The organism is Pseudomonas sp. KH_024_B2, assembly GCF_057839965.1.
This window is the reverse complement of sequence record NZ_CM174502.1, coordinates 431,450-444,228: the sequence shown is the minus strand read 5'-3', so window position 1 is coordinate 444,228 and position 12,779 is coordinate 431,450. Positions and strand designations below refer to the sequence as shown.

Sequence of the window (12,779 nt, the reverse complement as noted above, 5' to 3'; positions counted from 1 at the left end):
TGCTCTTATGACCGATAGGTCACCTATACCCAGTCTCAGGCCCCCCGCACGGACGCGCTCTTCTCAGGTAGACATCATGTCCCTTCGCAATATGAATATCGCACCACGGGCGTTTCTCGGCTTTGCCTTGATCGGCAGTCTGATGCTGATCCTGGGTGTGTTTGCCTTGAACCAGATGAGCAAGATCCGCGCGGCCGGTGAAGACATCACCCTGAACAGCGTGCCCAGCATCAAGAGTCTCGATGAGTTCACTCAACTCACCTTGCGCTTGCGGGTACTGTCCTACCGTCTGCTGGTCAACCGCGAGCCGGATGTCCAGCAAAAGACCATGGAGCTGTTCGACACCCGCAACCAGCAGATCCGTGCCGCCCAATCTGTCTACGAAAAGCTGATCAGCAGCCCGCAGGAACGCGCAGCCTACGACCAGTACGTGCAGCTGCTGGGTCAATATCGCCCGATTGAAGACCGGATGAAGTCACTGTCGCGCAATAACCAGATCGACGAACTGCGCACGCTGTTGAACACCGAATTGCTGAGCAACTCCGAAGCGATCAACTCGGTGCTGAACCGCCTGCTGGAAATCAACACCCAAGCGACTACCGACACCAGTCAGCGAGCCGCCGATCAGTACGCCTGCGCGTTCAACCTGGTAGTGACATTGCTGGTCATCGCCACCGGCCTGACCTGCCTGTTTGCCTGGTTGTTGACCAACAGCATCACCCAACCGATCGCCAACGCCCTGAGCGCCGCCGAAGAGATTGCCGAAGGCAACCTGACCCGGCCGATCAAGGTCGACGGCAGCGACGAAGCCGGGCGCCTGTTACTGGCCATGTCGAAGATGCAGGACAAACTGCGTGACACCCTGCAACGGATTTCCGGTTCGGCCACGCAGCTGGCTTCTGCCGCTGAAGAATTGAACAGCGTCACCGACGAAAGCGCCCGTGGCCTGACCCAGCAGAACAACGAAATCGAACAGGCTGCCACCGCAGTCAATGAAATGACCAGCGCCGTGGAAGAAGTCGCGCGCAATGCGGTGAGCACCTCCGAAGCCTCGAAAAACGCCACCACCTCTGCCGGTGACGGCCGCGATCTGGTGCAGGAAACGGTCAGCGCCATCGAACGCATGAGCGGCGACGTGCAGAGCACCGCGACCCTGATCGGCAACCTGGCGGAAGAATCGCGGGACATTGGTAAAGTGCTGGATGTGATTCGCGGGCTGGCCGACCAGACCAACTTGCTGGCCTTGAACGCAGCGATTGAAGCCGCACGCGCCGGTGAAGCCGGTCGCGGTTTTGCCGTGGTAGCGGATGAAGTGCGTGCCCTGGCGCATCGCACCCAGCAGTCCACCAGCGAAATCGAACGCATGATCGGCAGCATCCAGAGCGGTACCGAACACGCCGTCAACTCGATGCGCAACAGCACCGAGCGCGCCGAGTCGACGCTGAACATCGCCAGGGGCGCCGGCCTGTCGCTGGATACCATCAACAGCGCCATCGTCGAAATCAATGAACGCAACCTGGTCATCGCCAGCGCCGCCGAAGAACAGGCGCAGGTCGCCCGTGAGGTCGACCGCAATCTGGTGAACATTCGCGATCTTTCGGTGCAATCGGCCACTGGCGCCAACCAGACCAGCGCCGCGAGTAGTGAGCTGTCGCGATTGGCGGTGGATTTGAACACTATGGTTGGGCGGTTTAGCCTCTAATCGATTGATCGTCAGATCGTTCCCACGCTCTGCGTGGGAATGCAGCCCGTGACGCTCCGCGTCACAAAGCGGACGCAGAGCGTCCAGTGAGGCATTCCCACGCGGGAGCGTGGGAACGATCGCCTCCAAAAGCTTTTTGACAGCACCGCATTTCAACAGGTTAGAATCGCTGGCACGCAGACTGCATGGTCAGTTTGTGCCCGCCTTTCTGCTTCTGGAGTACCGCCATTGAATGCGACCACCATCAACAGCCTGTTCTTGATCGGCGCGTTGCTGGTAGGTGCGAGCATTCTGGTGAGTTCTCTTTCGTCCCGTCTCGGCATCCCGATTCTGGTGATTATCCTGGCCGTGGGCATGACTGCCGGCGTTGACGGCGCCGGCATCGTCTTCGACAACTACCCCACCGCGTATCTGGTCGGCAACCTCGCCCTTGCGGTGATCCTGCTCGACGGTGGCCTGCGCACCCGGGTCGCGAGTTTCCGCGTGGCGCTATGGCCGGCACTCTCGCTGGCCACGATCGGCGTGCTGATCACCACCGGTCTGACCGGCATGGCGGCTGCCTGGTTGTTCGACCTGAACCTTATTCAAGGCTTGCTGATCGGCGCCATCGTCGGTTCAACCGACGCCGCTGCGGTGTTCTCGCTGCTGGGTGGCAAGGGCCTGAACGAACGGGTTAGTGCCAGTCTCGAGATCGAATCCGGCAGTAACGATCCGATGGCGGTGTTCCTTACCGTGACCCTGATCGACATGCTCGCCAGCGGCGAGACCGGCCTGCACTGGAGCCTGCTGGCTCACCTGATCCGCGAGTTCGGCATAGGTGGCATTATCGGCCTCGGCGGCGGCTGGCTGATGCTGCAATTGGTCAACCGGATCAAGCTGGCCTCCGGTCTTTACCCGATTCTGGTGGTCAGCGGCGGCCTCGTCATCTTCGCCCTGACCAACGCCCTGCATGGCAGCGGTTTCCTCGCGGTGTACCTGTGCGGGCTGGTGATCGGCAACCGCCCGGTGCGCAGTCGTCACGGCATTCTGCACATGCTTGATGGCATGGCCTGGCTCGCGCAGATCGGCATGTTCCTGGTGCTGGGCCTGCTGGTTACGCCCCACGATTTATTGCCGATCGCCCTGCCCGCTCTGGGTCTGGCGCTATGGATGATTCTGTTTGCCCGGCCACTTTCGGTAATCGTCGGCTTGCTGCCATTCAAGGCCTTCCACGGGCGCGAGAAGGCCTTTATCGCCTGGGTCGGGCTGCGCGGCGCAGTCCCGATCATTCTCGCGGTGTTCCCGCTGATGGCCGGGCTGCCCCATGCTCAGCTCTATTTCAATCTCGCGTTCTTTATCGTGCTGGTCTCGCTGCTGGTGCAAGGCACCAGCCTGCCGTGGGTCGCCAAACTGCTGAAAGTCACGGTCCCGCCAGAGCCTGCACCGATCTCCCGAGCGGCGCTCGAAGTCCATGTCACCAGTGAGTGGGAGCTGTTCGTCTACCGCCTCGGCGCTGAAAAATGGTGCATCGGCGCCGCACTGCGCGAGCTGAAAATGCCCGAAGGTACCCGCATCGCGGCACTGTTTCGGGGTCAGCAACTGCTCCATCCGTCGGGTAGTACGGTGCTCGAAGTCGACGATTTGCTCTGCGTAATCGGCCATGAACACAACCTTCCAGCCCTCGGAAAGCTGTTCAGCCAAGCGCCACAACGGGGTCTGGATTTGCGCTTCTTCGGCGACTTCGTACTCGAAGGAGACGCCCAGCTGGGCGCGGTTTCGGCGCTGTACGGGCTGCAACTCGACGGCCTCGATCCGGACATGCCACTGAGCCGCTTCATTACCCAGAAAGTGGGCGGTGAACCCGTAGTCGGTGACCAGGTGGAGTGGAACAACACCATCTGGACAGTTGCGGTGATGGACGGGAACAAGATTGGTAAAGTGGGCGTCAGATTCCCCGAAGGAAGTCGCCCGGGTCCCGGGCTCTTCCTCTAAACTGCCCACTTTCCATCTGTTTCGATCGGTATCTATGTCAACCCTGCGCACTTATCTTGCCATTGTCCTGCTTGGGCTGAGTCTTTCCGTCGGCGTACTGCAAGCGGCTGATCTGCCCAGCAGTGAGTCAGTCCAGCAGAGCCTGAACAAAATTGCCGAGCGCAAACTGCCCGAGGCTGACCAGAAGGCCCTGCAAGCGATTCTGCAGCAGACGCTGACCCAGTTAGCGAACAAGCAGGATTACGAGCAGAAACTGGCCAGCCTCAAACAGCAACTGAGCACGGCGCCACGCCAGAACACCGACAACCAACGCGAACTGGCGCGCCTCAAGGCCACCAAAGTGATACCTGTGGCGCAGCGTTATGCCACCCAGCCAGTTCCGCAGCTCGAGCAATTATTGACCGAGCGCAGCAATCAACAGGGTGAATTGCAGAAAGCCCTGGCCGAGGCCAACAGCCTGACCATCACCGCCCAGACCCGTCCGGAACGGGCTCAGGCCGAGATCAGCAGCAGCCAGACACGCATCCAGCAAATCAACAACCTCCTGAAAATCGGCAAGGACAACGGCAAGCCACTGAGCGCCGAACAGCGCGTTCTGTTCGATGCCGAACTGGCCGCGCTCAACGCGCTGATTCCGTTACGCCGTCAGGAACTGGCCGGCAACAGCCAACTGCAGGACCTGGGCAACAGTCAGCGCGACTTGCTGACGGAAAAAACCGCGCGCATGGAGCAGGAAATCCAGGACCTGCAAACCCTGATCAACCAGAAGCGCCTGGCGCAGTCCCAGGAGACGGTGACCCAACAGTCGATCGAAGCGCAAAAGGCCGGCGGCAGCACTCTGCTCGCCACCGAAAGCGCAGCCAATCTGAAACTGTCCGACTACCTGCTTAAAAGCACCGACCGCCTCAACGAAGTCACCCAGCAAAACCTGCAGACCAAGCAGCAACTCGACAGCGTGACCCAAAGCGATGCAGCCCTGGACGAGCAGATCAGTGTGCTCAAGGGCAGCCTGCTGCTCTCCAAGATTCTCTACAAACAGAAACTATCCCTGCCGCGCCTGAGGCTCGACCGTGATCTGGCCGACCAGATCGCCGATATTCGCCTGTACCAATTCGAGGTCAGCCAGCAACGAGAGCTGCTCAGCAACCCGAGCAGCTACGTCGATACCCTGCTGGCGACCCAGCCGCCGGAGCAAGTCACGCCCCAACTGCGCAAGACCCTGCTCGAGCTGGCGATCACCCGCGCCGATCTGCTGGAGCGGCTGAACCGCGAGCTGAGTGCCGTACTCAACGAGTCCATCACCCTGCAACTGAATCAGAAACAGCTGCTCAGCACTGCGCAAAGCCTGCGTGCGACCCTCGATGAACAGATGTTCTGGATTCCCAGCAACAAGCCGCTGGACTTCGAATGGATGCGAGCGGTGCCTGATCGGCTGGAAAGACAGGTCACCACCCTGCCATGGGCGTCAAGCCTGAGCGAGCTGGCCGACGGCCTGACCCAGCGCCCGCTGCTATTCCTGCCGCTGGCGTTGCTGATCGGCGCCTTGCTGTGGCGCCGCAAATACCTCTATGCCCGGCTGAACAAGGTCCATCAGGACATCGGCCATTTCAAACGCGACAGCCAGTGGCATACGCCGCAGGCGATTCTGATCAACATCCTGCTGGCGATGCCGGTTTCCCTGGCATTGGCCTTGTGCGGCCTGGCCTTGCAGATCGATGCCCGCGGACAGAACACCAACCTGGGCGCCGCGCTATTGCAAATTTCCCAGGCCTGGCTGGTGTTCTACACCGCCTACCGGATCCTCGCGCCGGGCGGTGTAGCCGAACTGCATTTCCGCTGGGAAAAACGTCAGGTTGAATTTCTCCAGGGCTGGATCCGCCGACTCGGGCTAGTGGTGTTGGCGCTGGTGGCAGTGGTCGCCGTCGCGGAACTGCAACCCGCGACATTGTCCGAAGACGTCCTCGGTATGCCCGTGGTCCTGACCTGCTACGCCTCGATGGCCTGGCTACTCAGTCGCCTGCTGATCAGCAGCCCGACGCACCACAACACCTCGCTGTTCCGCAAAGCCGTCGGGGTAATATTCACCGCCCTGCCGATCGCCTTGTTCATCGCCGTGTGCTTCGGCTACTACTACACCGCGCTGAAACTCAGCGACCGACTGATCAACACCCTCTACCTGCTGATGTTCTGGCTGGTGATCGAAGCCACCTTCGCCCGTGGCCTGGGGGTCGCGGCGCGGCGCCTGGCCTATCAGCGTGCGCTGAGCAAACGCCAGGCGGCCAAGGAAGCCGGTGATGGCGAAACAGTGGTTGAAGAGCCCACACTGGACATCGAGCAGGTCAACGAACAGTCCATGCGCTTGATCCGTCTGGCGCTGCTCGGTGGTTTCATCGCCGCGCTGTATTGGGTCTGGTCGGACCTGATCACGGTCTTCTCCTATCTGGACAACGTCACCCTCTACGAATACACCAGCGGTACCGGTGCCAACATCAGTATGGTGCCGATCAGCATTGGTGACGTGCTGGGGGCGATCATCATCATCGGCATTACCTTCGCCCTGGCGCGCAACCTGCCCGGTCTGCTCGAAGTGTTGGTGCTGTCCAAGCTCAACCTGGCCCAAGGCAGCGCCTACGCCACCACCACATTGCTGTCCTACGCAATCGCCGGGGTCGGTTTCGTTTCCACGCTGTCCGCACTTGGCGTGAGCTGGGACAAATTGCAATGGCTGGTGGCGGCGCTCTCGGTGGGTCTGGGTTTCGGCATGCAGGAGATCTTCGCCAACTTCATCTCGGGGATCATGATCCTCTTCGAACGCCCGGTACGGATCGGCGACACCATCACCATCGGCACCCTGTCCGGCACGGTGAGCAAGATCCGCATTCGTGCCACGACGATCACCGACTTCGACCGCAAGGACATCATTGTCCCGAACAAGACGTTCATCACCGGGCAACTGATCAACTGGTCGCTGACCGACACCATCACTCGGGTCACCCTCAAGCTCGGCGTCGACTACGGCTCCGACCTTGATATGGTCCGCGACCTGCTGCTCAAGGCCGCCAATGAAAACCCGCGCGTGCTCAAGGAACCAGCGCCGTCGGTGTACTTCCTGAATTTCGGCGAGAGCACGCTCGACCACGAGCTGCGTATTCACGTACGCGACCTCGGCGACCGCAACCCGGCGCTCGATGAGATCAACCGCTTTATCAACCGCGAGTTCAAGAAACACCACATCAACATCTCGTTCCGGCAGATGGAGGTCTACCTGAAAAACCTCCAGGGCCAGGAATACAAAATGGTGCCCATCGAACCGACCACCAAAACCATCGCTCCAGTGCCCACTGGCAAACTGTCGCCGGAGCCGCCGTCGGCCGAACTCGACTAACCACGCTATCCCTAGCAGAATGCTCGGACATTCTGCTGGAGATGGCCGTTGAAAGCCCTCGACGAACTGACCTTCGACAATCGCTTCGCCCGCCTGGGCGACGCGTTCTCAACCGATGTGCTGCCCGAACCCATCAACGATCCGCGCTTGGTGGTGGCCAGCCCCGCCGCCATGGCGCTACTCGATCTGGACCCGGCGGTAGCCGAGACGCCGGTGTTCGCCGAACTGTTCAGCGGGCACAAGCTCTGGGCGCAAGCCGAGCCTCGGGCGATGGTCTATTCCGGGCATCAGTTCGGCTCCTACAACCCACAACTGGGGGACGGTCGCGGGCTGTTGCTGGGCGAGGTCTACAACGAAGCTGGCGAACATTGGGACCTGCACCTCAAGGGCGCCGGACAGACGCCCTATTCGCGCATGGGCGATGGTCGAGCGGTGCTGCGCTCATCGATTCGCGAGTTTCTCGCCTCTGAAGCGCTGCATGCGCTGGGCATTCCCACTACCCGTGCAATGTGTGTGATTGGTTCGAGTACAGCCGTCTGGCGCGAGAAGCAGGAGCGCGGGGCAATGGTGCTGCGCCTGGCGCCAAGCCATGTGCGCTTCGGGCATTTCGAATATTTCTACTACACCAAAAAACCCGAGCAACAGAAGCAGCTCGGCGAGCATGTGCTGGCGATGCATTTCCCGGAGTGTCTGGAGCAACCCGAACCGTATCTGGCGATGTTCCGCGAAATCGTCGAGCGCAACGCCGAGCTGATCGCCAAATGGCAGGCCTATGGTTTCTGCCACGGCGTGATGAACACCGACAACATGTCGATCCTCGGCATCACCTTCGATTTCGGCCCATTCGCTTTTCTCGATGACTTCGACGCCAACTTCATCTGCAACCACTCCGATGACCAGGGCCGCTACTCCTTCAGCAATCAGGTGCCCATCGGCCAGTGGAACCTCAGCGCCCTGGCCCAGGCCCTGACGCCGTTCATCAGCGTCGACGCGCTGCGCGAAACCCTTGGCCTGTACTTCCCGCTGTACCAGGCTCACTACCTTGATCTGATGCGTCGCCGCCTCGGCCTGACCACCGCCGAAGACGACGACCAGAAACTCGTCGAACGCCTGCTGCAATTGATGCAAAACAGCGGCGTCGACTACAGCCTGTTCTTCCGTCGACTGGGCGATGAATCCGCCGAGTTGGCGGTCGTTCGTCTGCGCGCCGACTTCGTCGATCTGCAGGGCTTCGATGCCTGGGCCGAGCTTTATACCGCGCGCGTTGTCCGCGAAAATAATGACGATCAAGAGCAGCGCCGCACCCGCATGCACGCGGTCAACCCGCTCTATATCCTGCGCAACTATCTGGCGCAGAAAGCCATCGACGCGGCTGAAAGCGGTGACTATGCAGAGGTTCGTTGCCTGCACGCGGTGCTGAGCAATCCGTTCGAAGAACAGCCGGGAATGGAAAACTACGCCGAACGCCCACCCGAGTGGGGCAAGCATCTGGAGATCAGTTGTTCGTCGTGAGGATGGGTTCAGTCTTGAGGGTCAATTGCACTGACAACTCGTGAAACGATGTCCATCATCGTCACGTCGTCGAGACGCTCAATGAACTTCGCAGAGCCCTCTCGGACTCGTTGCTCGATATCGAAGCTGCGCACCTGATTACACACAGCGACACCATTGGTTTCGTGCCCGGTGACAACCACGGCCAAACCTGAGTTTCGGCTGAAGCTACCGCCACTGGTCACCGGGACGGTCATGCTCACACCCAAGGCATTGATCTCTCGCGGTGTTATCACAACAAAACGGTGGCGGTTCATCATCTCTCGACCCGCCACCGGGTTCGGATCAATCCAGTAAACATCGCCTCGTTGCGGGGCCAGTCGACGAACCATCAGCCCAACTCCCGGCCAACTGGATCGCCTTCACGGGCCCAAGCCGTTTCAGCGTTCAACTCGGCGATTGCGTCGGAACCCTCCAGCAGTTGAGCCAAGGTATAGCGTTTGCGCACTGGCTGTGCGACCGGCCGAGCGATCAACTCGCCATCGACTACATTCAGCTCCAGTTGCGCACCCACCTCCAGATGAAGCAGTTTCAATAAAGTCGGCGGGATGGTCATCACTGCGGCACCGCCTTGTCGGCGGATTTTGGAAGTCACGGACATGAGTGGACTCCGATACAAAATAAGGTTGATATCGATGCCTCGATAAGTGCAACAAACGTAGCACAAAAATGGGAGCAAAGTGAAATCCTCACTAGGTCACTTGAAAGTAATGAACGCTGTTCCACAGCCTAGACCTGAGGCATCAGCGGCCAACCTCAAATATGTGAGCGTATGCGACAGCCGCCTGCGTCTTGATAATCTCCGCCTGCGACTCCAAATAAGCCTCATTGCCTATTCTCCCGGAGCCCGCTCATGTCCGACCCACTGCTGATCCCCTGCCCTCACTGCAACGGCCTCAACCGCATCCCCGCCGAACGCCTGAACGACAAGCCCAAGTGTGGGCGCTGCAAAGCCGAAGTCCTGCTGAGCAAGCCCTTTGAATTGACGCAGGGCGATTACGCCAGTCAGATAAAAGGCGATTTGCCGTTGCTGGTGGATGTATGGGCGCACTGGTGCGGGCCATGCAAGTCATTTGCGCCGGTGTTCGAGCAGGCGGCGGGGGAGTTGGCGGGCAAGTGCCGCCTGGCAAAACTGGACAGTGAGGCCAATCAGCAGCTGTCGGCACAGTTGGGGATTCGTTCGATTCCCAGCCTGATTCTGTTCAAGAACGGCCGGGAAGTGGCACGCCAGAGCGGTGCCTTCCCGCTGCCACAGTTGCTGAGCTGGTTGCGCAGTCAGGGCATCTGACTGCTAGCTGTCAGGCGTTTTCCAGCAGTGCGTGCAACTCAACGAATTGCCGGGTCAGTTTGTGCCGTGGGTCAAGGTGGATCAGCGGCATGTTGGCCTGATGGGATTCGCGCATGCGCACTGAGCTGCCCAGGTACACCGGCAGCACCGGCAGACCTTCGCCGATCAGTTCGTCGAGCATCTGTTGCGGCAGGCTGGCGCGGGCCTGGAACTGATTGACCACGATGCCTTCGACTTGCAGGTCTTCGTTGTGGTCCTCCTTGAGCTCTTCGATTTCCGCCAGCAGGCCATAAAGCGCCTGGCGCGAGAAGCTGTCGCAGTCGAAGGGGATCAACACGCGGTCGGCAGCGATCAAAGCAGACACTGCATAGAAGTTCAGCGCCGGCGGGGTGTCGAGATAGATCCGGTCGTAGTCCTCTGCCAGCTCATCCAGCAGCTTGCGCAGTTTGTTGATCTTGTGTTTCGCCTCGAGCTTGGGCTGCAGGTCCGCGAGCTCGGCGGTGGCGGTGACCACGTGCAGGTTGTCGAACGGGGTTTCGTAGATATCCACCTGGTTTTTCTTCGAAAACGGCCCGGAAGACAGGGTCTGCTTGAAAAAATCAGCGATGCCCATGGGGATATCGTTGCCGGTAAGCCCGGTGAGGTATTGGGTGGAGTTGGCCTGGGCATCGAGATCCACCAGCAGTGTCCGATAGCCTTCATGGGCACTGACCGCTGCCAGATTGCAGGCAATGCTGGACTTGCCTACGCCACCTTTCTGATTGAACACCACGCGCCGCATGTCAAAACCTCCGTGTATCAAAGAATGACCGAGTGTAGTGGTCCACGGCTCTGCTTAGCTACCTCGTCGGAGGAAGACTACGCAGTCAATTTCACTCTCTTCAAAAAAACACGGACCATTCACTCAATTGCTTAGGAATCGACTGGCAGATGCTGCCTCGAAAAACCGGACAATACCAAACAGCACTTTTCCCTGGAAAATCTGTCTATTCCATTGAGCAATATGTAACCAGCGTTTGCTACAAGTCAGCTGTGCCGGGATAATGCGCCCCACTCGGCCATAGCGCCATGTCAGGCCGGTCGCCCAGAGCGATCCGCCGCGTCAAGGAAGCCCGCAGGGGCGGGATGAATGTCTGTGATCAACTTCAACATCGCCCAATGGCGCGCCTGGGCCCCTGGGCTCGAAAGCGTGGGCGATTGGCAGACCTGGAGTCGACAACCGGTCGTGCTCGACAGTAGCGATGCCGCCCCCGACGTCTCATTTCTCCCCGCGATGCAGCGCCGGCGCCTCAGTCGCCTGGCGCGGATGGCCTTCAGTGTTGGCTGGCCATTGGCCGAGGGCCATGAACAGCTACCATTGGTCTTTATTTCCCGTCATGGCGAAACCCCGCGGATCTTCGAGATTCTCGGTGATCTGGCGGCCGACCAGCCATTGTCGCCTACCCAGTTCAGCCTGTCGGTGCATAACGCGATAATCGGTTTGTGGTCGATCATGCGCGGCGAAACCAGTGAAATGACCGCCCTCGCCGCTGCCGGCGACGGCCTCGAACACGGCATGTTAGAGGCCGCAGCGCTGCTTGACGAAGGCGCACCAGCGGTGCTGCTGGTGGTCACCGAAGAGCAGCCACCCGAGGCCTACGCCAGCTGGATCGATGACGTGCCCTTCCCGTACGCCGTCGGCCTGTTGCTGACCCCAGGCAATGACTGGCAGCTGTCGCTGAGCAGTGCCACAGGCGAATCGGCCAAAGCCGACTGGCCCCATGCCCTGAGTCTGTTGCGTATGCTGTTCAGTGCGCAAACCACCTGCCAACATGCCTGGAAGAACCGTGTATGGAACTGGCAACGCAACCAGTAACCGGAAAAAAGCGTGACGCCTATTACTGGCGCCTGCTGGCTACCGCTGCAAGCTTCGCGCTGTTCGGCCTGGTCGGATTATGCCTGCGGCTGGCGGTTTTCCCGCTGCTCAGCCGCCTGCCGGGCGATGCTCAGGTGCATCGGCAACGGGCGCGGCGCACCATCGGTCGATTGTTCTGGTTTTTTATTCGCTTCATGGCCCGCACCGGGGTATTGACCTATGAGGTCATCGGTGCGGAAAAACTCGGCCGCCCGGGACAGATGATCATCGCCAATCACCCGTCGCTGATCGATGTGGTGTTTCTGATCGGTCTGGTGCGCAATGCCAACTGCGTGGTCAAGAAAAGCCTGTGGCAAAACCCCTTCACTCGCGGCCCGCTACGTTCCACCCAATACATCAGCAATGATGGCAGTATGGACATGCTCGATGCCGCCGCGGATGCTCTGCGAAGCGGGCAGACGCTGATCATCTTCCCCGAGGGCACCCGCACCCGGCCTGGCCAGCCGCCGGCCTTTCATCGGGGCGCCGCGGCAATCGCCCTGCGGGGTGCGAAAATCGTGACCCCGGTGGTGATCAAGGTCAACCCGACCACCCTGACCAAAGCCGAACCCTGGTATCGCATCCCGCCGCGCCGCGTGCACTTCAGTTTCCGTGTCGGCGCCGATATAGATCCACAGACCTTTGCAACGCAGGGCTCGGCACCGCAGGCCTCGCGCAAGCTCAACGATTATCTGCACCACTACTTTATCAAGGAGCTCGCCGAAGATGAGCGATCTACGTAACGACATCAAACAGCTGATCATTGACGCCCTGGGCCTCGAAGACATCAGCGCCCAAGACATCGGCGACGAGCAGATTCTTTTCGGTGAAGGCCTGGGCCTGGATTCGGTAGATGCCCTCGAACTGGGTCTGGCGATCCAGAAAAAGTACGGCATCAAGATCGACGCCGACGCCAAGGACACTCGCAATCACTTCACCAATGTGGCCAGCCTTGCGGCTTTTGTCACTGCAAAACAGACAGCTTGAG

At 60.0% G+C, this 12,779-nt stretch carries 11 protein-coding genes and 1 pseudogene; 9 read left to right on the top strand and 3 right to left on the bottom strand.

The features are described 5' to 3' along the window. Window positions 1-7: 7 nt before the first annotated feature. The 5 genes and pseudogenes from AC3I0A_RS02130 to selO form a co-directional block, all read left to right on the top strand. A pseudogene (locus AC3I0A_RS02130) lies at window positions 8-799 on the top strand (MCP four helix bundle domain-containing protein); the annotation flags it as partial. Between the two features lie 30 nt (window positions 800-829). Next, a complete protein-coding gene (locus tag AC3I0A_RS02125) occupies window positions 830-1,702 on the top strand; it encodes a methyl-accepting chemotaxis protein (RefSeq protein ID WP_489378382.1) in 873 nt (290 codons plus the stop codon). Window positions 1,703-1,930: 228 nt separating this feature from the next. Next, window positions 1,931-3,673, top strand: coding sequence for a potassium/proton antiporter (locus AC3I0A_RS02120; RefSeq protein ID WP_489376001.1), 1,743 nt, complete (start codon window positions 1,931-1,933; stop codon window positions 3,671-3,673). Between the two features lie 34 nt (window positions 3,674-3,707). After that, window positions 3,708-7,058 (top strand): mechanosensitive channel MscK, encoded by a 3,351-nt coding sequence (mscK, locus tag AC3I0A_RS02115; protein ID WP_489376000.1) that lies wholly within the window; start codon window positions 3,708-3,710, stop codon window positions 7,056-7,058. A 48-nt stretch (window positions 7,059-7,106) separates the two neighbouring features. Further along, window positions 7,107-8,570, top strand: coding sequence for a protein adenylyltransferase SelO (gene selO, locus AC3I0A_RS02110; protein ID WP_489375999.1), 1,464 nt, complete (start codon window positions 7,107-7,109; stop codon window positions 8,568-8,570). 8 nt (window positions 8,571-8,578) lie between these two features. Here the strand turns inward: selO and mazF are convergent, their stop codons facing one another. After that, window positions 8,579-8,941, bottom strand: coding sequence for a type II toxin-antitoxin system toxin MazF (gene mazF / locus AC3I0A_RS02105; RefSeq protein ID WP_489375998.1), 363 nt, complete (start codon window positions 8,939-8,941; stop codon window positions 8,579-8,581). Beyond that, window positions 8,941-9,210, bottom strand: a complete 270-nt coding sequence (gene mazE, locus AC3I0A_RS02100) for a type II toxin-antitoxin system antitoxin MazE (protein WP_489375997.1) — start codon at window positions 9,208-9,210, stop codon at window positions 8,941-8,943. The genes mazF and mazE overlap by 1 nt, the downstream gene beginning before the upstream one ends. Window positions 9,211-9,462: 252 nt before the next feature. Between mazE and trxC the strand changes: the two genes are divergently transcribed. Beyond that, entirely contained in the window at window positions 9,463-9,897 is a 435-nt protein-coding gene (gene trxC, locus AC3I0A_RS02095; RefSeq protein ID WP_489375996.1) for a thioredoxin TrxC, read from the top strand. 10 nt (window positions 9,898-9,907) lie between these two features. On the opposite strand, the gene AC3I0A_RS02090 is transcribed toward trxC, so the two are convergent. After that, complete coding sequence (locus AC3I0A_RS02090; RefSeq protein WP_489375995.1) at window positions 9,908-10,678, bottom strand: ParA family protein; 771 nt, start codon at window positions 10,676-10,678, stop codon at window positions 9,908-9,910. A 348-nt stretch (window positions 10,679-11,026) separates the two neighbouring features. Between AC3I0A_RS02090 and AC3I0A_RS02085 the strand changes: the two genes are divergently transcribed. The 3 genes from AC3I0A_RS02085 to AC3I0A_RS02075 are packed head-to-tail and all read left to right on the top strand — an operon-like array spanning window position 11,027 to window position 12,778. Continuing rightward, window positions 11,027-11,752 carry a beta-ketoacyl synthase chain length factor gene (locus AC3I0A_RS02085; RefSeq protein ID WP_489375994.1) on the top strand — a complete coding sequence of 242 codons (726 nt, stop codon included), beginning with the start codon at window positions 11,027-11,029 and terminating at the stop codon, window positions 11,750-11,752. Further along, window positions 11,728-12,534 carry a lysophospholipid acyltransferase family protein gene (locus AC3I0A_RS02080; protein ID WP_489375993.1) on the top strand — a complete coding sequence of 269 codons (807 nt, stop codon included), beginning with the start codon at window positions 11,728-11,730 and terminating at the stop codon, window positions 12,532-12,534. The genes AC3I0A_RS02085 and AC3I0A_RS02080 overlap by 25 nt, the downstream gene beginning before the upstream one ends. Further along, window positions 12,518-12,778, top strand: coding sequence for a phosphopantetheine-binding protein (locus AC3I0A_RS02075; protein ID WP_489375992.1), 261 nt, complete (start codon window positions 12,518-12,520; stop codon window positions 12,776-12,778). The genes AC3I0A_RS02080 and AC3I0A_RS02075 overlap by 17 nt, the downstream gene beginning before the upstream one ends. Window position 12,779: the final 1 nt, after the last annotated feature.